A 23,490-nucleotide genomic window follows, 5' to 3' on the forward strand; every position below is an offset into this window, starting at 1 on the left:
GCTGAGCTAAACGCGCATTACATCGAAACCGGTAAGGAATCTCTGCTGAGGTGGAAACGGGAATCGAACCCGTGTACACGGCTTTGCAGGCCGTTGCCTCGCCACTCGGCCATTCCACCGTGAGGCTGCCGCCTCAGTGGTTGCCTCGAAGTTATACCACAGAGCTTAACTTCTTGAGAAACCAGAGCGGATGACGGGACTCGAACCCGCGACCCTAACCTTGGCAAGGTTATGCGCTACCAGCTGCGCTACATCCGCATCACGTTGCAAGGAGAGCGAAGGAGAATCTCAATTGCTCTCTTGCGGTGCGAAAGATACTTTAGCGTGCTTGTGCGATTGATTACAAATTACCAGGTGAACATCTGTATTGTGCCTGTGGGCGTAGGGCTAAAGACCAACCTTTGATGCCTCTGAATCGCAACGATGTCATTTATTCGCTTTCGTGGGTTGGTTACTGGGGGCTATCGAGTCGCTATCGTCATGGAGTTCCATCGGTGGGGTAATAAATCGTCGAACTGCGCAATCGCAAACGCAATGCAACCCAATTAGGGAAACTTCCAAAACGCGTGCTAACTTATTCCGCAGAGCAGCAAAGGCTTAGTGCTTTTCTGTCCGAGTCCCATAGCTCAGTGGAAGAGCGTTCCGTTCACACCGGAAAGGTCGCTGGTTCGAACCCAGTTGGGACTACCATTTAAAACCCCGGTCGACGCATCGTATAAAAACTGCGCGGCCGGGGTTTTGCTGTGTGACCTGAACTATATTCGTCCCTCTCGGGAACTTTTCTGGACTACCATCCGACAATAGGTATAAGGGCAGCGGTCAGACTACTGCTGTTCTTCTCGAACTGTCCCGCTTAAAGGAGTTGAACTGTTCTAGTGAGTCCCCGGGTCGCTTCAGGCGAAACGTTTCGGTTCTCAAAGTCGGGTTTCCGGCGTGCAGTAGCCGCCGCTGCGACGCTTGTAGTCTTTGCAGGCGCGTCAGTTATTAATGCTGGCCCCGCGCATGCTCACGATTCCGTGCTGTCGTCTAACCCAGGCGACAAGCAGGTTCTCGATGAATTTCCGCACCACGTTTCTCTCAAGTTCTCCGGCAACCCCAAGAACAATTTCAACACCGTTGCAATTAGTGATGCAGATGCCAAGGAAGTCCTGTACTCCCACGAGCCAGAGGTAGTGGGTAATGAGGTCTCTTTGGATATCCCTGAGGATATTAATCCAGGCCCTGGTAACTACATCATTGGTTTCCAAATCACCTCCTCTGATGGTCACTCCACCCGAGGAAAGACCTCTTTCTCAGTGGCTGATCCGGATGCTGCTGGCGCAGCCGAAGCTGGGGCAGAATCTCGTCAGACCGGTGCGCACGCCGAGGAAACGAAGTCAATACCGCTATGGGCTTATGGCCTCGGTGGTGGACTCATCGTCATCATCGCCGCTGTCGTCATCGTTATTAATCGAAAGGCAAAATAGACACATGAAGCTCAATCGCACTGCAACTGCACTGATCGCTGGTTCCGCAGCCCTGACCCTTGCTCTGGCAGGTTGCTCGTCCGACGATAACACTGCTGCTGAGGTGACTGAGTCCGCAACCTCCGCTGCGACCGAGGCTACTTCTGAGATGGAGAAGAGTGATGCTGCTGTGCAGCTGGCCGATGCCTACATCAAGGAAAAGCCGGCTGACAAGGGCATGACCGCCATCTTCGGTACGCTGACCAACAACACCGATAAGGACATCAAGGTTTCCTCCTTCAAGCTTGAGGGGCTGAAGGAAGGCACGAAGTTCGAGCAGCACGACACCAAGGACGGCAAGATGTTCGAGGTGCCGGAAGGTTTGACGATTCCGGCTAATGGCGAACTCGTTCTCGAACCGGGTAGTACCCACTTCATGATTATGGACAATGATGAAGCTATGGATGTGGGAGCTGAGTACAAGCTCGTCATTGAGCTTTCCGACGGCTCTAGCATTACCCAGGACGTCGAGGTTCGTGTCCAGCCAGCAGGTGAAGAGGACTACGGTAATGACGGTGACCTGAACAACCCAGAGCACATGGGCGGCGGTGAGATGGATCACTCGGGCCACTAATTTTTGTGACAAGTTGGCCAAGCAATCGCTCGTCGTAAAGCGGGCGTGAGCTCAGGTACGTCGAGGAATTGACTAGCTGAATCTAATGGTGGCAGAAGCGCTGGAGTTGGCAGGTTATTGCAGCATATGCAACGAACTCCGGCGCTTTTCTTTTTCCGAAAAAGGTTTTCGATACGGTCGAATTGGATAAGCCAGTGGTTGCGTTGAAGCTATTTAAAAATTGGCGGATTCCCAGCCACCTCATGTGCTCCAGTTCGAAGTAATCAGAAAGGTAAGAGTGCACAACATGTCCGAAGGCTTTTCCAGAAGACGTTTTCTTGGCGGGCTCGGCACCGCCGCAGGAGCCTCAGCGCTCGCCCTGGGGGCACCGGAAGCCCAGGCGATTGGGTTGGAACGTCCACAGGAAGAGCCGCCGAAACCGCCTTTGCAGACAGCAACCGTACCTTTTGATGGCGCTCACCAGGCGGGGATTGCGACGCCCGCACAGGCGAATCTATGGCTAATAGCCTTCAACGTGAAGAAGGGGGTCGATCGCAATCGCCTCCAAAACCTCATGCGTGCCTGGACGGATGACGCCCGCCGAATGACAGCCGGCAAGGCTACTCGAACGGACTTGGAGCCTGAGCTCATGGGGAGTCCGGCAAATCTGACTATCACAGTTGGATATGGGGAGAATTTCTTCACGATCATCGATAGGGAAGACCAGAAGCCTGAGTGGCTGGGAGATCTGCCAAAGTATGTTAACGATGAGCTCCGCCCGGAGTGGAACGGCGGAGACCTGTGCCTGCAGATTTGTGCGGACGACCCAGTAATGGTCTCCCATGCGGCCCGAATGATGATCCGAAATGCAGGTTCTTATTTGGATGTTCACTGGGTGCAAGCTGGTTTCCAGCACGCCAATGGTTCTACGCAGGAAGGCGAGACCCCGCGCAATCTCTTCGGTCAGAAGGACGGTACGGTCAACCCGCGCACTCGTGAAGAATTCGACAAGCAGGTGTGGATTGATAGTGGTCCGGATTGGTTGCGGGGCGGTACAGCGATGGTTGTCCGCCGTATCGAAATGGACATTCCAGGCTGGGATGTCTTGGACCGCGAAAGCCGCACTGTTATTACCGGCCGAGATATCGGCACCGGCGCGCCAATTGGAGGTAAGGACGAGTTTGAGACCGTCGACCTGGCGAAGACTGATGAATATGGTCTGCCTCTGACGGATCCGAACAGCCATGTTGCGCTGTCAATGCCTCCGAAGGAGAAACCTAATCAGCGGATTCTGCGACGGGTCTACAACTATGACCTGCCACCGGAACCGAATGGTCGATTCGAGACCAACACCGGCCTGGTATTCATTTGTTTCCAGAAGGACCCGTTGGAGCAGTTCAATCCGATTCAGGAGCGGCTGTCCAAGAACGACCGTCTCAATCAGTGGATTTTCCACATTGGATCCGCCGTGTTTGTTATGCCACGAGGAACTTCTGAGGAGGAGTACTGGGCCCAGGACCTTTTCGAGGCCTGAGTTTTGACCGTGCGGTAAAGTGTGTGAACGACTGACGAAGGTCACCAGGTATGTGATTTTCGAAGACACTTTGAAAAGGAGTACACGCACGCCGTGTCAGAAGAATTTGCAACCCCAGCACCGTTTTCCGTGCCCGCAGGAGTTTCTGCGGGCGAGGCGATGAGAGACCTGGGTTTCCCGAACAAGGGCGTTGACGCCATCGTTTGTGTCCGCGACCCTGAAGGCAATTTGAAGGATTTGTCCTTTAAGCCAGAAGTGGAAACCGTCTTCGAACCCGTTCCGGCGAATACTCCGGACGGTCGCGATGTCATCCGCCACTCTGCGACTCACGTGATGGCTCAGGCCGTGCAGTTGGAGTTCCCTGGGACGAAGCTGGGCATTGGCCCTGCCATCGACAATGGTTTCTACTACGACTTCCGTGTCGATGAACCTTTCTCGCCGGAGGATCTCAAGCGCATCGAAAAGCGTATGAAGAAGATCATCAAGTCTGGGCAGCGGTTCGAGCGCTTTGCGTTCGAGTCTGCTGATGAGGCGCAGGAAGCGCTTGCCGACGAGCCGTATAAGCTCGAGCTGATTGTTGAAAAGTCGGCCGGCAAGGTGTCCGAAGATGATGAGGCCAATGTCGACGTCGGTGGTGCAGGTACGACCTTGACCGGCTACCGCAACGTCAATCCGCGTACCGGCGAGACCGAGTGGTTTGATCTTTGCCGCGGCCCCCACGTGCCGACCACTCGCTACATCCCTGCTTTTAAGATCACGCGTTCTTCCGCTGCGTACTGGCGGGGTGACCAATCTCGAGATAACCTGCAGCGTGTTTACGGCACTGCGTGGGAGTCCAAGGAAGCGTTAGACGAGTACCTTGACCGCATGCTCGAGGCTGAGAAGCGCGATCACCGCCGTTTGGGCTCCGAGCTGGATTTGTTCAGCTTCCCGGATGAGATTGGTTCTGGTTTCCCGGTATTCCATGTCAAGGGTGGCATCATCCGCAACGAGATGGAGCAGCACTCCCGTCGCCGTCATATCGAAGCGGGCTATGACTTTGTGAACACGCCGCACGTAACTAAGGGTGACTTGTTCAAGAAGTCTGGTCACCTGGACTTCTACGCGGATGGCATGTTCCCGCCGATGCAGCTCGACGGCGAATATGACGAACACGGCAACTGCACCAAGGCTCCGCAGGACTACTACGTCAAGCCGATGAACTGCCCGATGCACAACCTCATTTTCGCATCGCGTGGTCGCAGCTACCGTGAACTTCCGATTCGTATGTTCGAGTTCGGCACCGTCTACCGCTACGAGAAATCAGGTGTTATCCACGGTCTTACCCGAGCCCGTGGCTTTACGCAGGACGATGCCCACATCTACTGCACCGAGGATCAGCTGGAAGAAGAGCTCACTAATGTCCTCGACTTCATCATCTCGCTTCTGCGTGACTACGGCCTGGATGACTTCTACCTGGAGCTGTCTACGAAGGACGAAAAGAAGTTCGTCGGCTCGGATGAAATTTGGGAGAAGTCCACAGCTATTCTCCAGCGTGTTGCCGATGCTTCTGGCCTCGAGCTCGTTCCTGATCCGGGCGGAGCCGCTTTCTATGGTCCGAAGATTTCCGTCCAAGCCCGCGATGCCATCGGCCGTACTTGGCAGATGTCGACGGTACAGCTCGACTTCAACCTGCCGGAGCGCTTCGAGCTCGAGTACACCGCACCTGACGGAACCAAGAAGCGCCCGATTATGATTCACCGTGCGCTTTTCGGCTCCATCGAACGTTTCTTTGGCGTCCTATTGGAGCACTACGCAGGTGCTTTCCCGGCTTGGCTGGCTCCGGAACAGGTTGTTGGTATTCCGGTTGCGGATGACTGTATCCCACACCTGGAGGACTTTGCTGCACAGCTGAAGTCTCGTGGCATCCGCGTCCACGTGGATACGTCCGATGACCGCATGCAGAAGAAGATTCGCAACCACACCCAGGCCAAGGTTCCGTTCATGATTCTGGCTGGTGCCCGCGACATTGAGGCAGGTGCCGTCAGCTTCCGGTTCCTCGATGGCACCCAGATTAACGGGGTGGCAGTTGAGAAGGCTGTGGACATCATCTGTGATTGGGTTGCTTCGCGGAATAACGAACAGCCGAACAAGGAGAATGTCTCTGCTCTCTAGAGGTCGTTAACGCTCTCTAATTCGACCGCGTTGTTTTAACTGGTGAACCACGCGTGGTAATCCAAAGAAGTTGACCGCGAGGTCGTAAACTACAGCAGAGAAATATATGTGGTCGGGGCTCGAATGGGTCCCGGCCACGCAACGAAGGGGATGGCAGTGAATCAGTCGGGAAGTGAAGAGTTGCCTCCGCAGCAGCAGGGCAATGCCGGCCAGCAGGAATCGTCTGATGGCGTATACGTCGACAGCGGTTACGGCGAACCGGATCGGCTCACGCGCTTATGGGCACCCTACCGGCTGGACTACATCGTCAAGCGTGGTGTGCATAACTCCAAGCCATCTCGTAACCCCTTCGTTGATTTGCCGAAGCAAAGCGATGAGGAAGCACTCATTATCGCTCGCGGCGAGTGGGTGTACGCCGTTTTGAATCTGTTCCCGTACAACCCAGGGCACCTCATGGTGGTTCCATATCGCGAAGTCGCCAACCTTGAGGACTTGACCGACGAAGAAACAGCCGAGATGATGCGATTTGCCAAGCATGCGGTTCGTACTCTCAAATCGGTTTCGCGCCCGCACGCCGTCAATGTAGGTTTCAACTTAGGCAAGGCCTCCGGCGGTTCGGTCGCCGATCACCTGCATATGCACGTCGTACCGCGCTGGTCGGGTGACAGCAATTTTATGACCGTGATCGATGGCACCAAAGTGTTACCGCAGGCTCTTCGTCAGACTCGCGAGTTGCTTGCCGACGGCTGGCGTGCCCTCAATCAGGAGGACGGGGCAGCATGCTGAGTGTCCGTGGCAGGGCTCCAATCCGCCCAGTAGTTGAACCGATAGCCGCTGCACTTTTGCGGGTCGGCATTAGCCCGAACACGGTCACCCTGGTGGGAACGGTAATTTCCGTTCTGCTTGCGGTAATCCTGATTCCTACCAACCATCTTTTCGCAGCTGCGGTGTCAATCGCTATTTTCACTGCTTTTGACCTGCTCGATGGCACGATGGCCAGACTTCGAGGGCAGGGAACGAAATACGGAGCGACGCTGGATGCTTCCTGTGACCGTATTACGGATGCTGCACTGTTCGGGGCGATAGCGTATTGGGTGGTGTATCACCATGGCGCGGATTCAGTGCTGCTCATTCTGACACTGATTACCATGGGATCGTCCCAGGTCATTTCCTACGTTAAGGCTCGCGCAGAGGCTAGCGGACTCAAGGTCAACGGTGGTCTCGTCGAACGTGCGGAGCGCCTGATTATCGGTCTAATTGGCGTCGGGCTCCAGGGGCTTGGCGTGGACTATGCCCTCTACGTCGCGATGTGGCTCCTGGCGATTGGGTCGGTATTCACCGTCGTCCAGCGCTTGTACATGGTGGCTAAGCAGCCAGGTGCGTTGGATCCCATCGCCCCGCCAGAAGGCGCAGCTGATAGTTCATCTATCAACCCTGACTCTGCTACGAAGTCCACGGGTTCGGCTGATTCCAACAACTAAAGGAGGATACGATGACTAGTTTCTTCCTGCCTCGCTCGAAAGATGATTTCGTTGCGCTCGGCTATATGGCCGGGTGGAAGATTTTTGGTCTGCTGCCGGAACGCGTGGCCTACCGCATCGGCAACATAGCCGCCGATCGGGTAGCAGCAAATCCAGCGACTACCCGCCAGCTTCGCAAGAACCTGGCTCGCGTTATGGGCTGTCCGCCTGAGGAAGTGCCGCAAGGTCTTATTCGGGCTTCCATGCGTTCCTATCTACGCTATTGGGTTGAGGCATTCCGGTTGCCCTCCATCGCGTCGCCAGAGTTGGCAGACACGGTCGAATCCACCAGCGATGGGCTCGAACGAGTTGCTGAGGCCCTCGAGGCAGGAGATTCCATCGTCATCCCACTGCCGCATTCTGGTAACTGGGATATGGCAGGTATGTGGCTCGTTTCCCGCCATGGTCGGTTCAGTACCGTGGCGGAACGGCTGAAGCCAGAGGTACTTTACGACGCTTTCGTGGAGTACCGTGAATCCCTCGGATTCCACATTCTCCCGCTTACCGGTGGCAAACCCGCGATGCCGGAACTCCAGAAGCGATTGGAAGAAGGTGGCGTTGTGTGCCTGCTGTCTGATCGTGATTTCGGCGGCCACGGGGTCCCGGTCACTTTTTTCGGCGAGCAGACGACAATGCCGGTCGGCGCGGCAAAGCTGGCACAGGACACGGGCGCTCGGCTTATGCCCGCCGGTCTGTCCTACACGCGCGATGGTTGGCGTTTTGTAGCGCATCCATTTGTGCCGACCGAGGGGCGCGAGCTGGCCGACATCGTCCAGGACATCGCTGCTGTTTTTGAGTCTGATATTGCTCAGCATCCAGCGGATTGGCACATGATGCAGCCACTGTGGCCGGCGGATAAGAAGAGGTCAAAGTAGCCGTGCGAATCGGAATGGTGTGCCCGTACTCGTTCGATGTCCCAGGTGGTGTTCAAGCTCACGCGATTGACTTGTGTGAGGAGTTCATCCGTCGCGGCCACGAGGTCAGTCTTATCGGCCCGGCTAGCGCGCAGGCGGACGTGCCGGATTTCGTTGTTCGAGGTGGTGCCGCCATCCCGATTCCGTATAACGGCTCAGTCGCTCGGCTGTCTTTTGGCCCCCGCACGAGCCGTCGAGTCCGCACATGGATCGAGGAAGGTAACTTTGACATCCTTCATATCCATGAGCCGAATTCGCCCAGTTTTTCAATGTTGTCGTTAGTAAACTCGGTCGGGCCAATTGTCGCGACCTATCACTCTGCGGCGACGGACTCCCTGGCATTGAAGCTGGCCACGCCATTTTTGCGGAAGTACCTTGAACGCATTCGGGGAGGTATCGCTGTCTCGGAAGTGGCGCGTCGCTGGCAGGTTGAGCAACTCGGCGGTGACCCGGTTCTCATTCCCAATGGTGTCCGTGTTGGTGATTTCGAGTCCTGCCCGGCCGCCTCATCGCTGCCCGAGATCCCGCCGCGGCGTGAGGGGTTCTATCGGCTTGTGTTCCTCGGACGCTTCGACGAATCCCGCAAGGGCTTTGACGTTCTGCTCGACGCGCTGCCAGCAATACGTGCGGAGATTCCACAGTTTGAGGTCTGCGTTGTCGGTGATGGTGATGTCGCGGCAGCTCGTCGTAAAGCGGGCAGAAACGCAGATGTCCTGCATTTCGTCGGCAGGCTGTCCGAGGATGCTAAGGCATCAATCCTCGCCGATGCGGATGCGTACATTGCCCCGCAGCGTGGTGGGGAGAGTTTCGGCATCGTGCTGGTAGAGGCGATGGCAGCGGGTGCACCGGTGATCTCCAGCGACATCGATGCGTTCAAACTCGTGCTTGACGACGGTCATTACGGGCTTCACTTTGAAAACGGTAACTCCGCAGACCTTGCGGATGCAGCTGTACGCCTTTTGACGCAGCCCGAGTTGGGAGAGGAGCTTCGCGCACTCGGGCATAAACGGGCTTGGGAGTATGACTGGTCGCAGGTCGCCGACGGCGTTCTGCGTGTGTACGATACGGTGCGCATGGATGGCGAAAAAGTCGTCATTGCGCCATAGAGATTTCCGACGTGGCAACTGATTAAACGCAGCGGAGTGAAAGTGAGTTTTCGGTGGACGTAACCGTTCCAATCTGGGTCGTTGTCCTAGTCATTGCGCTGATTGTCGTACTTGTTAGCGGTTTGGTGGCTTCATCGACAGCGACGCGTTTGAACCGTATGCACATTCGCACGGACTTGGCGCGTTCTTCACTGGAAGCGGCATTAGGGCGAAGGGCCGCAGTCGCTCGTGCCGCCTACCCGGAGCTCGCCGGCATAGTGACGAAGGTGGAAGCCACACCACTTAGAGTCAACAACACTGGGCAGCGCGCAGACGTGGAAAACGAACTGACTAGGAAAATTGTGGCGCTCTATGAGGAACAGCCCGTGGACCGAACGATGGCAATTGAGCTTTCTGACGCCCACACGCGGCTCGAGCTCGCCCGCCGTTTCTACAATGATGCGGTGACGGATACGAAAGCACTGCGAGCCAGGCCGCTAGTGCGCGCGCTGCGGTTGGCGGGTACTGCACCTGAACCGGAATATTTCGATGTTGCAGACGGACTGACAACGGCTTAGTTGTGAGAAAACCCGGTGTTGTGCTGGAGGTTCGCCGTGTTTTCAGACTCAATGAACAGCACTGTCTAGTTCAGGCGTTATAGTGTTAAACGACTACAAACAGTCACATTCACCAGTTTTATTAGGGAAGTAGGGTTCGTTGAGCACGGTTGAGAACAACTCCGGGCAGGGCACCGCACGCGTCAAGCGCGGTTTCGCTGAGATGATGAAGGGCGGCGTCATTATGGACGTCGTTACTCCGGAGCAGGCCAAGATCGCTGAGGATGCCGGCGCAACTGCCGTGATGGCGCTGGAGCGCGTCCCCGCCGATATTCGCGCAGAGGGTGGCGTGTCGCGTATGTCCGACCCGGATATGATCGAGGGCATTATCAATGCCGTCTCCATCCCGGTTATGGCCAAGGCTCGTATCGGCCACTTTGTTGAGGCACAGGTTCTGCAGTCCCTCGGTGTTGACTTCATTGACGAGTCCGAGGTTCTGACCCCGGCCGATTACTCGAACCACATCGACAAGTTCGACTTCACCGTGCCGTTCGTCTGCGGTGCGACCAACCTGGGTGAGGCTCTGCGCCGCATCAACGAGGGTGCTGCCATGATTCGCTCCAAGGGCGAGGCCGGTACCGGCGATGTCTCCAACGCTGTGACTCACATGCGCACCATCCGCGCTGAGATTAACCGTCTGCGTTCTATGGCTCCGGACGAGCTCTACGTTGCCGCCAAGGAGCTGCAGGCACCGTACGAGCTGGTACGCGAGGTCGCTGAGACCGGTAAGTTGCCGGTCGTGCTGTTCACCGCAGGTGGCATTGCAACTCCGGCTGACGCTGCAATGATGATGCAGCTCGGTGCCGAGGGCGTCTTTGTTGGTTCCGGTATCTTCAAGTCCGGTGACCCGGAGAAGCGCGCCAAGGCTATCGTCCAGGCAACCCAGCACTACGATGATCCGAAGGTCATCGCTGATGTCTCCCGCGGTCTTGGCGAGGCAATGGTCGGCATCAACGTCGACGAGATTCCGCAGCCTCACCGACTCGCTGAGCGTGGCTGGTAAAAATGGCTAACATCCGCGAGGTATTAGATCTGGAGCAGATTGACCGGGACATTTTCCGTGGCCCAGTCATTAAGTCAATCCTACAGCGCACTTTCGGTGGCCAAGTTGCCGGCCAGTCCCTCGTCGCGGCGACGCGCACGGTGGGTAATACCTTCGCGGTGAACTCCCTCCACGCCTACTTTGTAGGCCCGGGCCGCCCCCATATCCCGACGGTGTACATGGTCAAGCGTATTCGCGATGGCCGGTCTTTTTGCCATCGATCCGTCGAAGCTGTGCAAGATGGCCGTACGATTTTCGTCATGCAGGTCAGCTTCCACCGTAAGGGGGATGAGGGACTCGAGCACTCTGACGTGATGCGCAAGGTGCCAGATCCTGAAGATGTGGTCACCGACACCTCTGAGATGACGAACACCCGTCGTCTACTTATGCGCGAGTGGGCGGACTGGGATATCCGAGTAGTGCCGGATGATCAGTTCGAACACAACAAGTACACCCCGTCCCAGCAGCTGGTGTGGTTCCGGTGCAAGGATCGCTTGCCGGATAACGAGACCTTCCACGTTTGCACGCTGGCGTACATGTCGGATATGACTTTGCTGTCATCGGCACTCGTTCCGCATCCAGGCGTTGAGGTCCAGGAAGCCAGCCTCGACCACGCGATGTGGTTTATGCGTCCGTTCCGTGCGGATGAATGGCTGCTCTATGATCAGATTTCGCCATCGGCGCATGCGGGTCGCGCACTGACTCACGGTCGCATATTTAACCAAAAGGGCGAGCTCGTGGCCGTCGTCACGCAGGAAGGGCTGACCCGAAGCCTGGCCCCGGGTGTTGAGCCCGTGCCAGTGGCGGCGAACTTCGATGCTCGCAGTGAGAACCTAGATTAATGACACAGGAAACAATCGGTATCCTCGCTCTTCAGGGCAACGTTGCCGAACACGGATATGTTCTTGATCAGCTCGGCGTCCCGCACCGAAAGGTGCGCTTGCCGCGCGACTTGGAAGGGCTTAGTGGCCTAATTTTGCCTGGCGGCGAATCCACGACCATGAGCAAGTTGATGGTCTTCAATGAACTTGAAGACCCGCTGCAGGAAGCCCTCCGCGATGGCCTTCCGGCATATGGCACCTGCGCAGGCATGATTTTGCTTGCCGACGAAGTGCTCGATACCCGTGCGGATGCCGTTAGCCTGGGAGCGATTGACATCACCGTCCGTCGTAACGCATTTGGCCGGCAAGTGGATTCCTTCGAAACTGACTTGGATATTCCGCAGCTGGCAATCAGCGGTGACCAGCCGCCTGTACACGCCGCCTTTATTCGCGCCCCGTGGGTCGAGCGTGTCGGTGATGATGTTGAGGTGCTAGCGCGGGTGCCAGAATCGGCTGGAGAGACCGCAGGTACAGTGGTCGGAGTACGGCAGGGGGCTGCGATGGCCACCAGCTTTCACCCGGAGTCGACGGGGGAGACGCGGCTCCACGAGTTCTTTTTGCGAGAGCTTGTCGGCATTTAAATCCCCGGTTTGTATAATGAGCACCTGACGAATTCCCATCTACATGGGTATTGACGAGAGGATTGGTAGGAACTAGCACATGTCGGGTCATTCAAAATGGGCAACCACGAAGCACAAGAAGGCTGCTAATGACGCCAAGCGCGCCAAAGAGTGGGCGAAGATGATCAAGAACATCGAGGTCGCGGCTCGTACCGGCGGCGGTGATCCTGCTGGTAACCCCACCCTCGATGACATGATCAAGAAGGCCAAGAAGGCCTCGGTTCCCAACGACAACATTGAGCGTGCCCGCAAGCGTGGTTCCGGCGAGGAGTCCGGTGGTGCTGACTGGGAGACCATTGTCTACGAAGGCTACGCACCTGGCGGTGTCGCTTTGATTGTGGAGTGCCTGACCGATAACCGTAACCGTGCTGCTTCCGATGTGCGCTCGGCGTTCAACAAGAACAACGGCAACATGGCAGACAACGGCGCTGTGGCGTACCTCTTCGAAAAGAAGGGTGTCGTCGAGCTGCCGAAGGGCGAGCTGACCGAGGATGACCTGCTTATGGCGGTTCTCGATGCCGGTGCAGAGGAGGTCAACGACCTGGGTGAAAAGTTCGAGGTTGTCTCTGCTTTCACCGATCTGATGAATGTCCGCACCGCTCTTGTCGACGCTGAGATGGAGTACGACTCCGCAGATCAGGACTACCGTGCTTCTACCACGGTGGCTCTCGATGCTGACGGTGCACGCAAGCTCTTCCGTCTGATTGACGCTCTCGAAGAGTCCGACGACGTGCAGAACGTCTATTCGAACGCCGACATCAGCGACGAGGTCATCGCCGAACTCGACGACTAGGCGTTTGCTTGGCGACGGTTCCGCTGACTGGCTTCTCGCTGTTAAAGGTTGCCCGTGGCAGGATAGTCCGTAGCGCTGAATTGCGCGGCGAGCTGGTGTGAATGGAAAATCCCCATCGGAGAATCGTCCGATGGGGATTGGTTTTTATGGGCGTCCTAGGAGAACCACTGAGTCGGAGGTCCCGCCATCAACAACAGTGTGAAGACCACGGCGAGAACAATCAGGATGACAAATGCTGAGATAAATGGGCGGCGAATAATCATCGCGAGTGTCCATTCGAAAATGCCCTGTGGCTCCTCGGAGTCGTCGGTAAAGCGCCAGGGCCGATCCAAAAGGCCTGCCTTCAGGGTGTTTTGTTCAAACGGATAGGTTGCGAATGGAATGATAGAAGAGACGAGGCCGATGACACCGCGGCCAAAGCTCCACTGCTGGTTAATCCACACCATGATGGTGGTGACTACGTAGCACAGGAACGTAAAACCGTGGATGCTGCCGAAGATGGTGGTGGCGACGTCAGTGACTTTGAACAGGTACTTCAGTGCCAGGCCCAAGAGCAACAGAGCCCACGTGACCATTTCAGCTGCAGCGAGAACGCCGTAGAGCTTCTTCGGTGAATTCATGGTGTTAAACCTATCAGAACCAACGATTGGTACCCCGTATAGCTACGATACAAACAGCTGTTCGAAATGTGGTATTAGTGGAGAGGTGAATTATCGAGCTGGATCTCTGCGGGTGATGGGTATCGACCCTGGCCTTACTCGTTGTGGTCTCTCCATCGCGGAAGGTGCTCAGGGCAGGAAAGTCATTCCCATTGCGGTGGGGGTCGCCCGCACACCAACCACGGCATCGTTGGAGGACCGTCTGCTACGGCTTTCCAATGCCGTGGAGCAGTGGATGGATGAGTACGAACCGGACGTGGTTGCGATGGAACGGGTATTCGAGCGCGGAAACGTGTCCACTGTAATGCAGACTGCGCACGCGGTTGGTGTTCTTGTCCTCGCTGCGGCTAGACGCGGTTTGGAAGTGCATATGTACACGCCGTCGGAGGTAAAGAAGGCGCTTACCGGCAACGGTCGGGCCGATAAGAAGCAGATGACCATGATGGTGACGAGAATCCTTGGGCTGGAAACTCCGCCAAAACCTGCGGACGCAGCGGATGCGTTGGCCATCGCTATCTGCCACTGTTGGCGGGGTCCGGTTCTGCAACGCCAGCGCGACACCTTGGCTGCGCTTGCTAAGCAGCACAAGGAGCGGGAGTTGGAGCTTTCTCGCCGCGAGAATCCCTCGCGGTAGGGGAGCTTGCTAGAGAACTCTTGTGAGTTCGGCGTTAATCGCGGTGTCTTTTAGGGAAGCCGTAGTGAAAGGAATTGTGAGAAGTGATTGCATCTCTACGCGGTGAGGTTATCGATCTCGGTGCGGACTATTGCGTTATCGAGTGCGGAGGTGTCGGGCATTTGGTCACCATTACGGGCAGGTTGGCTTCTCAGTTGGTCAGACATGAGCAGACTTTCATGTTGACCACAATGGCGGTTCGTGAAGATGCGATTACGCTCTTTGGTTTTGCCAACTCACAGGAACGTGAGATGTTTGCGCTCTTGCGCACTGTTTCGACAGTGGGGCCAAAGGTAGCGATGTCAGTTCTTTCGGTACTGTCGCCGGCCGAGATTGCCAATGCGGTCGCCTCAAAGAATGCCAAGGCCCTGCAGGCGGCTAACGGCGTCGGCAAGCGATTGGCGGAGCGCCTGTTGGTTGAGTTGAAGGATAAGGTCGAGGTTTTCGCGGATAGGGCGGTATCCCAGCCGGAGGAAGCGGCAAGCGGAGCAGCGCCTGGCATTGTCTTGAAGGCAGATTTGGATCAGGTCGTTGGTGCTTTGGTCGGGCTTGGGTTCCCGGAAGCTGATGCGAATGAGGCAGCGGAGACCGTTGTTCGGATTGATCCGACCTTGGATACACCAATGGCGCTGAAGGCGGCGCTAAAGACATTGGGCGAGAAGTAAATCCAGGTCGAGGACCTGCAGCTACATTGATGATGAAAATTGGCAGTGCACTAGGATGAGGGGACTATGAGCGATATCGAGCGCACGGAGTTTAACGTGTCGGGCAATCCCTTCAGGGACTCTTTAGGTGGGGCAGCCAACGACCATTTTGGCGGTGGGGGAAATGGTGCACAACGTGATGTCGATGCCCTTGCTCAGGTTGAGGAAGTCGATGCCGAATCGAACCTGCGACCAAAGTCGTTAGGGGAGTTTATCGGCCAACCCAAGGTCCGCGAACAGCTGGATTTGGTGCTTTCCGGGGCACGGGGACGAAATGTGACTCCGGACCACATTTTGCTGTCGGGACCTCCCGGCCTGGGTAAGACCACCATGGCCATGATTATTGCGCAGGAGATGGGGTCCTCCCTGCGAATGACGTCCGGTCCGGCTCTTATTCGCGCTGGCGATTTGGCAGCAATGCTGTCGAACCTGCTCGAGGGTGATGTACTTTTCATCGACGAGATCCACCGCATTGCCAGGCCTGTGGAAGAAATGCTCTACATGGCAATGGAAGATTTCCGTATTGATGTCATCGTGGGCAAGGGGCCTGGAGCTACGTCAATTCCACTCGAGATTCCACCTTTTACGCTGGTAGGCGCTACGACACGCTCGGGTATGCTGACTGGCCCACTGCGTGACCGTTTCGGTTTTACTGCGCAGATGGAGTTCTACGAGGTCGAAGATCTGACAAAGGTGGTTACTCGTGCCGCTGGGATCCTCGGGGTGGATATCAGCCCGGAGGCTGCAGTGGAGATTGCCTCGCGTTCGCGCGGTACACCACGAATTGCCAACCGTCTACTGCGTCGTGTCCGCGACTTCGCGGATGTTCACTCCGGTGGCGTTATTGATCTTGGTGCGGCCAAGGCAGCATTGATTGTCTTCGATGTCGATGAGCTTGGGCTTGACCGTCTGGACCGCGCGGTGCTGACTGCCCTGGTCAAGGGGCACGGTGGAGGTCCTGTGGGCGTGAATTCCCTGGCGCTGGCTGTGGGTGAGGAGCCCTCGACTGTGGAAGAAGTGTGCGAGCCCTACCTGGTCCGTGCCGGGATGATTGCACGTACATCGCGCGGACGCGTGGCAACTGCCCGGGCTTGGCGGCACTTGGGGCTGCAGCCCCCGGAGGGAACTATCGGAGAATAGCTTTCTGATCGACCTGCCCGGGGCGGTGTGGAATTGCTAGCTGGCAATTCGTTAAACTCGGCAGACATGGATCAAACTATTCTCCTCCTACTTATTTTCTTGTTCCTGGCGCTGCCAATTTGGCAGATCATCAAGCAGAACAAGCAGGTTCGCACCATCCGGGACATGCAGGATAAGTTGGCTCCGGGCGCTGAGGTCATCACCGGTTCCGGTATGCATGGTGTGGTGGTTGATACGACCGATACGACCGTCGACCTCATCATCGCTGACGGTATCGTGACCCGTTGGGAAAAGGGCGCCATTGCCCGCAACCTCACTACCGGTACCGGAGCTAGCTACGCTCACCGTGACCGACGTGGCCGTGTTTCCGATGCGCCGGATGACCACGTCGGCGATGTTCAAGAAATCACCGGCCACGGCCCGGCTGGCAATGCAGCTTCGGACATCAATGAGCAGGTCGAGAACCCGAATACTCCGAGTACCCCGGATAATCCGGGTGCAGACGGTTCTACTTCCACCGAAAAGCAGTAGCAGTTTCTGCACGCCCACGCCCCGCCGGTTTGCATGCATCCAAGCTGTAGCGCGCCGTGGGGCTAGAGGCGCGTCCCAGGTTTCGCCGTCGGCAAGCGTGGGCAAGAATTTCACTTAATAGGTACAAGTCAAAACCAGCTCGCTACGTTTAATCAGTTATTCTCGAGCGGTTGGTGTTTATAGCTTTGCTTAGCGACGCCCGCAATGCCGCTTCCTGGTATCGCGCGAGTTCGCGGTGTGGTTATAGACATGCGTTTCTACCCGAAGCGCTTTAGTACCTAAACGTCACGATTCAGGAGACTTTGCTTTGAACAGCAAATCCAGATCCGGTGCGAACACATTCAAGAGGAACTGGCCGCAGTGGCTGTTGGCACTGTTTGTTGGCTTCCTCATTCTTACGTACGCACTCGTCTTTTTCACCGGCGGAGGATCAGCCAAGCCAAAGTTGGGCATCGACTTGCAGGGTGGTACCCGAGTAACCCTGGTGCCGCAGGGCGAAAAGCCGACGCGCGATCAGTTGGACCAGGCTCGCAAGATTCTGGAGAACCGCGTAAACGGCATGGGCGTCAGTGGCGCTCAAGTTGTTACCGACGGTGACACACTCGTCATTACCGTGCCGGGTGAAGACTCACAGGAGGCCCGTACGCTCGGCCAGACTTCGCAGCTCTTCTTCCGTCCGGTAGAGCAGCCCACGCAGGGCCCTGATGAAGCTGCCTTTGGCGAGGTAGTTAAGAAGACTGCTGAAGATTGGGTGTCAGTCGGTGTCCTGTCGAAGGAGGATGCCACCAAGCGCGTTGATGACCTCTACAAGGACATGAACGAAACGCAGAAGCGTGCAATTGATGCCTTCAAGGAACAGAACCCAGATCAGCCGGTTCCCGAGGAGCTGTCCAAGTCACTGGGCGAGGCCCCGAAGTTGGACGCAACGGCTCCGGCAAAGCCGGCGAACTCGATTGAAGCGGCCGAGCTGCGTACGAAGGTTCGTGACGTGCTGTTGGCGACTCGCCAGTCCGAAGACCCAACGGCACAGTTTGCAGCCGCTGCGCTAATGACCTGCGATAACCGTGATGCAGTTGATCCGCTACAGGGTGCCGATGACCCGGCCAAGCCGCTGGTGACCTGTGCGCCAGAAGGCGGCAAGGCCGTTTTCCTGGGCAAGGCTCCGCTGTTGATTGGGCAGGAGGACGAGGCTAAGGGCGAGCGCCTGTCTGGCGACGCTATCGACACCAATGCGCCGATTACCGGTGGCTACGATCAGCAGTCTGGTCAGATTCAGGTCTCCTTTAGCTTCAAGTCCGGGAAGAATGACACCGGCGCTCGCACATGGACCAAGTTGACCAATGACTACCTGCAGCGGCAGGTCGCTATCGTGTTGGACTCGAAGGTCATTTCCGCCCCGGTGATTCAGGAGGCAACCCCAGTTGGTTCTGCCACCCGCATCACGGGCGACTTCTCAATCGACGAGGCACAGGGGCTGGCCAATAACCTGCGTTACGGTGCACTGCCGCTGTCGTTTGCAGGTGAGGACGGCGAGCCGGGTGGCACGACCACGACTATTCCGGCCATGCTCGGTTCGGCTTCCTTGGAAGCCGGTCTGCTTGCCGGCATTATCGGTATCGCACTGATTGTTGTCTACGCGATTGTTCTCTACCGCGGCCTGGGCGTGATTTCGCTGGTTTCGCTGGCAGCAGCTGGCGCGATGGTTTACGGCGTCCTTGTCCTTCTTGGTCGTTGGATTGGCTACTCGCTCGATCTCGCTGGCATCGCCGGCATCATCATCTCTATCGGTGTAACGGCTGACTCATTCATCGTCTTCTTCGAACGAATCAAGGACGAAATCCGAGCGGGTAGAACATTCCGCTCCGCGGTTCCGCACGCGTGGCGACGAGCACGGCGCACCATCCTATCGGGTAACTTTGTGTCCATCATTGCGGCTGTGGTCCTTTACATCCTGGCCGTTGGCGATGTCCGCGGTTTCGCATTCACACTTGGTCTCTCCACAGCATTCGACATTGTGACGGCTTTCCTCGTGACAGCGCCGTTGGTCATCCTAGCTACTCGTAAGTGGCCAGCTTTGTCCAAGCCGTCGATGAACGGCTTCGGCTCGGTCATGGAGATCGCACAGAGGAATAAGACCGGAGCTGCCGGTAAGAAGGCCGGAGCCTCCGATGCCTCCGCCAGTACGGCTGCCGACACCAGTGCAGCTCACTCCAGCGCGAATGAGGGGAAGTAGGAATCCATGAATACTACTCAGACGAATCCGGCGCTAATTACTGAGCCTGAAAGCGTGAACGACGACTCCTTCTTCCGCCGCCTCTACACCGGCGAGGGGGGAATCAACATCGTCGGCAAGCGGAAGCGCTGGTACCAGATTGCCGCCGCCATCATCGTTGTTGCCTTCGCAGCGATGCTGATTCGCGGCTTCAGCTTCGGGATCGACTTCGAGGGCGGTACCAAGATGACTATGCCGCCGGCCTCAGTGACAACTGAGCAGGCCGAGGAGGTTTTCACCGAAGCCACCGGTGTGAAGCCAGAGCTGGTGCAAATTATCGGTTCTGGTGAGGGCCGAATCCTGGAGATCACCTCTGAGAAGCTGACTCAGGACGAGATTAATAGTGCTCGTGTCGCATTGAACGACGCGTTCAAGCCCGTCGATGTACAGGGGCAGCAGACCCCGGATGCCATTGGTGACTCGACCGTGTCGGAGTCGTGGGGCTCGTCGATTACCAACCGAATGCTGCTGGCTGCAGTGGTGTTCCTTGGCCTGGTGTTCATCTACATCACCATTCACTTCGAGCGCGACATGGCCATTTCCGCCATTCTCGCCCTGGTTGTGGATGCAATCGTGATTATGGGCATCTACGCGCTCATTGGTCTTGACGTCACCCCGGCTACCATTATCGGCTTGCTGACGGTGCTGTCGTTCTCCCTGTACGACACCGTCGTGGTGTTCGACAAGGTCGACGAGAATACGGCGGGCTATCGTTCATCGACACGCAGAAGTTACGCCGAGTTGGTGAACCTGGCAGTCAACCAAACCATCATGCGTTCTATCAACACCACAGTGTCGACGCTCCTGCCAATCCTGGCACTGATGGTCATTGCCGTGGGCATGCTGGGGGTCGGTACGCTGAAGGACCTTGCGCTCGTTCAGCTCATCGGCATTATTCAGGGTACGTTCTCGTCGATCTTCCTGGCTTCGTCGCTGTTGGTGTCTCTCAAGTCGCGGCAGCGTGAATACCGCAAGCATGACGAGGCGGTACTGTCTGCTCGCGCAAAGGCATCTGAGGGGGCCGGATCGGACACCGATTCCGCAACCGCTGATGTTGCGGAGGACTCGGGCTCGAAGGAGTCGTCGGCAAGCGAAATGGAGCAGTCGACGCCGAAACGAACGGTGACGACTCCGAAGCTTGAGGGCGATGGAGACAAGCCGCTTTCTTGGCGTCCTGGGCAGTAGGAGGCAGCGCTTCCCAGCGGTTCGGGTGAAACTACTTTAAAAGCGCATTGTGCGGGTATCGTTGACAGGTACCCGCACTTTTTCTTTTCGCCGAAAAGGAGCTTAAACCTGTGTCGTATGCACACGCGCGTGAGGCATTAGCTGATCAGATTCGGTTTGTGCCCGATTTTCCAGTTGAGGGCGTACTCTTCGAGGACCTGACGCCGGCGCTTGCCGACGCCACGACGTTCGCCCTGATTGTGGACGAAATTTCCGCCAAGGTGGAAGAGTTCGGGGCTGATGTTATAGGCAGCCTAGATGCGCGTGGATTCCTGCTGGGGTCTGCGGTGGCGTACAAGCTCGGACTGGGAGTGCTCGCTATTCGTAAGAAGGGTAAGCTCCCGCCACCTGTGCTGACCGAGACCTATGAGCTGGAATACGGTACGGCCGCACTTGAAATTCCAGCTAGTGGGATTGAGCTGGAGGGCAAGAAAGCCGTACTTGTCGACGATGTGTTGGCAACTGGTGGCACCCTGTGTGCAGCTCGCGCCCTGCTGGAGACAGCTGGTGTCGAGGTAACCGGGCTGTGTACTGTGCTGGAGGTTGAAGGCCTGGGAGCTCGGGAGAAGCTTGCTGATCTGCCTCTGTACGTGGTTAATAAGGGGTGAGTGAGTCATGGCTGATGGGCCCGCACGCCGTTATGGTGCTCGCTTAGCGCGAAGCCTTACCGGTAATAGGACGAAGATACGCCCGGTGCTAGATCCCCTTGTCGCGGTGCATCGACAGGTGCATCCGCGCGCGGATTTGGCTGTGCTTCAGCGTGCCTACGATACCGCCGAGCGCCTTCACGACGGCGTGTACCGGAAATCCGGCGAGCCATACATCACTCACCCGCTTGCAGTCGCCACTATTGCCGCCGAGATCGGCATGGATACCACCACACTGGTGGCGGCGCTGCTGCATGACACGGTCGAAGATACTGATTACACGCTGGAGGACCTGGAGCGGGACTTCGGCCCAGAAGTCGCACGATTGGTCGACGGCGTGACCAAATTGGATAAGGTCGCGTTGGGCTCCGCCGCGGAGGCAGAGACCGTGCGAAAGATGATTATCGCCATGAGCCAGGACCCGCGCGTGCTGGTTATCAAGGTGGCTGACCGGCTGCATAACATGCGCACAATGCGTTTCCTGCCGCCGGAAAAGCAGGCTAAGAAAGCTCGCGAGACTCTCGAGGTGATTGCACCGCTGGCGCATCGTTTGGGAATGGCCAGCGTGAAGTGGGAGTTGGAAGATCTCTCCTTCGCCATTTTGTATCCGAAGAAGTACGACGAGATTGTGCGTTTGGTCGCAGACCGAGCGCCGCAGCGGGACCGGTACATTCAGGAAGTCTCCGAGATGATCCAGAAGGATCTGAAGGAGTCTCACATTGCTGCTGAGGTACAGGGCAGGCCGAAGCACTACTGGTCGATTTATCAAAAGATGATTGTCCGCGGCCACGAGTTCGACGAGATTTTTGACCTGGTCGGACTTCGAGTTCTGGTGGACACGACCAAGGACTGCTACGCCGCCATGGGTGCCGTCCACTCGCTGTTCAAACCGATGCCGGGGCGATTCAAGGACTATATTTCCGCGCCACGCTTCGGGGTTTACCAGTCGTTGCACACAACGGTCATTGGTCCAGGCGGGTCCCCGCTAGAAGTGCAGATTCGCACCCATGAGATGCACTACAACGCTGAGTACGGCATTGCCGCACACTGGCGCTACAAGGAAACTAAGGGCTCTCACAAGGGAGATTCCGCCGAAGTCGATCAGATGGCGTGGATGCGTCAGCTGCTGGATTGGCAGCGTGAAGCCGCAGATCCTAACGAGTTCCTGGACTCGCTGCGCTATGACCTCTCAGTCACTGAAATTTTTGCGTTCACGCCTAAGGGCGATGTCATCACATTGCCCGCGGACTCCACGCCCGTTGACTTTGCCTACGCGGTCCATACTGAAGTAGGTCACCGCTGTATTGGTGCCAAAGTCAACGGCAAACTAGTGGCGTTGGAATCACCGCTAAAAACTGGCGACCGCGTCGAGATTTTCACGTCCAAGGATGCCCATTCCGGTCCGTCTAAGGACTGGGAGAAGTTTGTTAAAACTCCACGTGCGCGGGCAAAGATCCGTCAGTGGTTTGCTAAGGAGCGCCGTGAGGAGGCGCTCGATGCCGGACGTGACGCACTGGCTGCAGAGGTACAGCGCGGCGGTCTGCCGATGCACCGCCTGTTCACTCCGGCGTCAATCAAGCAGATTGCCTCCGAGCTGCACTATGCGGATGTTGATGCGCTCTATACCGCTATCGGTAAGGGGCAGGTCTCAGCGCAGCATGTGACTCACCGCCTGATGGCGCAGTTCTCGAGCACGGACGATGCCGAAGAGCAGCTGGTCTCCCGCACGCCAATTTCAAAGATGAACGTGCACAACACTCCGCGCCGAGCTGATAGCACCGGTGTGTTGGTAGAAGGCAGCGCGGATATGGCCGCTAAGCTTGCCAAATGCTGTACGCCTGTGCCGGGCGATGCCATCTTTGGCTTCGTCACCCGTGGCGGTGGGGTCAGTGTGCACCGTACGGACTGTACTAATGCGGAGAAGTTGCACCAGGAGCCCGAGCGCATTATCGAGGTCTCCTGGGCAACAGATTCCTCCGGTGCGGTCTTCATGGTCACGGTGCAAATCGAAGCGCTTGACCGTCATGGACTGCTCTCGGAGATTACTCGCGTCTTCTCCGATCAGAAGGTCTCAATCCTGTCGACGTCCTCCCATACCTCCGATGACCGCGTCGCGGTGATGCGCTTCAGCTTCGAAGTCTCAGACACCAAACAGATGGGGTATATCTTCAACATTCTGCGCGGTGTCGAGGGAGTCTTCGATGTCTACCGCATTACTTCTGGGCAGTAATCGCTTTACGACGGGTAGTGCCTCCAGCTACCTGAATCCGGCACTGGCCTACTATCTGAGGCTTATTGATGGGTTCGTGGCCGATCCCCGGTGAGGGATTCACCTTTGACCACGCTGGAGCGCATCGATAAGTGAAAAGGACGAAGGAGCGTCTGCATTAAAACAAGGGGCCAAGGTGAAAACCTTGGCCCC

Annotated in this window: 22 protein-coding genes and 3 tRNA genes; 22 read left to right on the forward strand and 3 right to left on the reverse strand. The window is 56.9% G+C overall.

Features of this window, described 5'->3' with window-relative positions; translation table 11 throughout:
- Window positions 1-48 precede the first annotated feature (48 nt).
- Together CORAM0001_RS08650 and CORAM0001_RS08655 are read right to left on the reverse strand one after the other, a co-directional pair.
- A tRNA-Cys gene (locus CORAM0001_RS08650) sits at window positions 49-119 on the reverse strand.
- A 66-nt stretch (window positions 120-185) separates the two neighbouring features.
- Window positions 186-258 (reverse strand) — tRNA-Gly (locus CORAM0001_RS08655).
- Between the two features lie 357 nt (window positions 259-615).
- Between CORAM0001_RS08655 and CORAM0001_RS08660 the strand changes: the two genes are divergently transcribed.
- The 14 genes from CORAM0001_RS08660 to CORAM0001_RS08725 all read left to right on the forward strand — a co-directional run bounded on the left by CORAM0001_RS08660 (window position 616) and on the right by CORAM0001_RS08725 (window position 13,218).
- Window positions 616-690: transfer RNA gene (locus CORAM0001_RS08660), tRNA-Val, on the forward strand.
- 185 nt (window positions 691-875) lie between these two features.
- Window positions 876-1,466: a copper resistance CopC family protein gene (locus CORAM0001_RS08665; RefSeq protein WP_040361738.1), complete on the forward strand. Its 591-nt coding sequence runs from the start codon at window positions 876-878 to the stop codon at window positions 1,464-1,466.
- A gap of 4 nt (window positions 1,467-1,470) precedes the next feature.
- Entirely contained in the window at window positions 1,471-2,079 is a 609-nt protein-coding gene (locus tag CORAM0001_RS08670) for a copper chaperone PCu(A)C (RefSeq protein WP_005511497.1), read from the forward strand.
- A 286-nt stretch (window positions 2,080-2,365) separates the two neighbouring features.
- Window positions 2,366-3,592, forward strand: a complete 1,227-nt coding sequence (locus tag CORAM0001_RS08675) for a Dyp-type peroxidase (protein ID WP_040361740.1) — start codon at window positions 2,366-2,368, stop codon at window positions 3,590-3,592.
- Window positions 3,593-3,751: 159 nt separating this feature from the next.
- Window positions 3,752-5,746 (forward strand): threonine--tRNA ligase, encoded by a 1,995-nt coding sequence (thrS, locus tag CORAM0001_RS08680; RefSeq protein WP_222865459.1) that lies wholly within the window; start codon window positions 3,752-3,754, stop codon window positions 5,744-5,746.
- Between the two features lie 150 nt (window positions 5,747-5,896).
- Window positions 5,897-6,532, forward strand: a complete 636-nt coding sequence (locus CORAM0001_RS08685; RefSeq protein ID WP_042388668.1) for an ATP adenylyltransferase — start codon at window positions 5,897-5,899, stop codon at window positions 6,530-6,532.
- Window positions 6,526-7,227: a phosphatidylinositol phosphate synthase gene (gene pgsA / locus CORAM0001_RS08690; RefSeq protein ID WP_005511481.1), complete on the forward strand. Its 702-nt coding sequence runs from the start codon at window positions 6,526-6,528 to the stop codon at window positions 7,225-7,227. Before CORAM0001_RS08685 ends, pgsA begins: the two co-directional genes overlap by 7 nt.
- Before the next feature lie 11 nt (window positions 7,228-7,238).
- Window positions 7,239-8,141 carry a phosphatidylinositol mannoside acyltransferase gene (locus CORAM0001_RS08695; RefSeq protein WP_005511493.1) on the forward strand — a complete coding sequence of 301 codons (903 nt, stop codon included), beginning with the start codon at window positions 7,239-7,241 and terminating at the stop codon, window positions 8,139-8,141.
- A 2-nt stretch (window positions 8,142-8,143) separates the two neighbouring features.
- On the forward strand, window positions 8,144-9,286 hold the full coding sequence (locus CORAM0001_RS08700; RefSeq protein WP_005511491.1) for a glycosyltransferase family 4 protein: 1,143 nt from the start codon (window positions 8,144-8,146) through the stop codon (window positions 9,284-9,286).
- Window positions 9,287-9,339: 53 nt separating this feature from the next.
- The gene (locus tag CORAM0001_RS08705; protein WP_005511463.1) at window positions 9,340-9,843 is read left to right on the forward strand and encodes a hypothetical protein; all 504 of its coding nucleotides are present in this window, start codon (window positions 9,340-9,342) and stop codon (window positions 9,841-9,843) included.
- Between the two features lie 139 nt (window positions 9,844-9,982).
- Complete coding sequence (gene pdxS / locus CORAM0001_RS08710; protein ID WP_005511452.1) at window positions 9,983-10,885, forward strand: pyridoxal 5'-phosphate synthase lyase subunit PdxS; 903 nt, start codon at window positions 9,983-9,985, stop codon at window positions 10,883-10,885.
- A 2-nt stretch (window positions 10,886-10,887) separates the two neighbouring features.
- Entirely contained in the window at window positions 10,888-11,766 is an 879-nt protein-coding gene (locus tag CORAM0001_RS08715) for an acyl-CoA thioesterase (RefSeq protein ID WP_005511489.1), read from the forward strand.
- Window positions 11,766-12,386, forward strand: coding sequence for a pyridoxal 5'-phosphate synthase glutaminase subunit PdxT (pdxT, locus tag CORAM0001_RS08720; protein ID WP_005511446.1), 621 nt, complete (start codon window positions 11,766-11,768; stop codon window positions 12,384-12,386). Before CORAM0001_RS08715 ends, pdxT begins: the two co-directional genes overlap by 1 nt.
- A 79-nt stretch (window positions 12,387-12,465) precedes the next feature.
- Window positions 12,466-13,218 (forward strand): YebC/PmpR family DNA-binding transcriptional regulator, encoded by a 753-nt coding sequence (locus CORAM0001_RS08725; RefSeq protein WP_005511479.1) that lies wholly within the window; start codon window positions 12,466-12,468, stop codon window positions 13,216-13,218.
- 155 nt (window positions 13,219-13,373) lie between these two features.
- Here the strand turns inward: CORAM0001_RS08725 and CORAM0001_RS08730 are convergent, their stop codons facing one another.
- Complete coding sequence (locus CORAM0001_RS08730) at window positions 13,374-13,838, reverse strand: DUF3817 domain-containing protein (protein WP_005511459.1); 465 nt, start codon at window positions 13,836-13,838, stop codon at window positions 13,374-13,376.
- A 115-nt stretch (window positions 13,839-13,953) separates the two neighbouring features.
- On the opposite strand from CORAM0001_RS08730, the gene ruvC reads away from it, so the two are divergent.
- The 8 genes from ruvC (at window position 13,954) to CORAM0001_RS08770 (ending at window position 23,298) form a co-directional block, all read left to right on the forward strand.
- Window positions 13,954-14,511 carry a crossover junction endodeoxyribonuclease RuvC gene (ruvC, locus tag CORAM0001_RS08735; RefSeq protein WP_040361745.1) on the forward strand — a complete coding sequence of 186 codons (558 nt, stop codon included), beginning with the start codon at window positions 13,954-13,956 and terminating at the stop codon, window positions 14,509-14,511.
- An 83-nt stretch (window positions 14,512-14,594) separates the two neighbouring features.
- Window positions 14,595-15,215, forward strand: a complete 621-nt coding sequence (gene ruvA / locus CORAM0001_RS08740) for a Holliday junction branch migration protein RuvA (protein ID WP_005511465.1) — start codon at window positions 14,595-14,597, stop codon at window positions 15,213-15,215.
- Window positions 15,216-15,281: 66 nt separating this feature from the next.
- A complete protein-coding gene (gene ruvB / locus CORAM0001_RS08745; RefSeq protein ID WP_005511453.1) occupies window positions 15,282-16,394 on the forward strand; it encodes a Holliday junction branch migration DNA helicase RuvB in 1,113 nt (370 codons plus the stop codon).
- A 66-nt stretch (window positions 16,395-16,460) separates the two neighbouring features.
- Window positions 16,461-16,925, forward strand: coding sequence for a preprotein translocase subunit YajC (gene yajC, locus CORAM0001_RS08750; protein WP_005511485.1), 465 nt, complete (start codon window positions 16,461-16,463; stop codon window positions 16,923-16,925).
- Between the two features lie 307 nt (window positions 16,926-17,232).
- On the forward strand, window positions 17,233-19,158 hold the full coding sequence (gene secD, locus CORAM0001_RS08755; RefSeq protein ID WP_005511448.1) for a protein translocase subunit SecD: 1,926 nt from the start codon (window positions 17,233-17,235) through the stop codon (window positions 19,156-19,158).
- Window positions 19,159-19,164: 6 nt separating this feature from the next.
- Window positions 19,165-20,382: a protein translocase subunit SecF gene (secF, locus tag CORAM0001_RS08760; protein ID WP_005511502.1), complete on the forward strand. Its 1,218-nt coding sequence runs from the start codon at window positions 19,165-19,167 to the stop codon at window positions 20,380-20,382.
- Window positions 20,383-20,492: 110 nt separating this feature from the next.
- Window positions 20,493-21,029 (forward strand): adenine phosphoribosyltransferase, encoded by a 537-nt coding sequence (locus CORAM0001_RS08765; protein ID WP_005511498.1) that lies wholly within the window; start codon window positions 20,493-20,495, stop codon window positions 21,027-21,029.
- Between the two features lie 7 nt (window positions 21,030-21,036).
- On the forward strand, window positions 21,037-23,298 hold the full coding sequence (locus CORAM0001_RS08770) for a RelA/SpoT family protein (protein WP_005511483.1): 2,262 nt from the start codon (window positions 21,037-21,039) through the stop codon (window positions 23,296-23,298).
- Window positions 23,299-23,490 lie beyond the last annotated feature (192 nt).

Origin of the sequence: Corynebacterium amycolatum SK46 (assembly GCF_000173655.1) — a bacterium.
Classification (GTDB): Bacteria; Actinomycetota; Actinomycetes; order Mycobacteriales; family Mycobacteriaceae; genus Corynebacterium; species Corynebacterium amycolatum_A.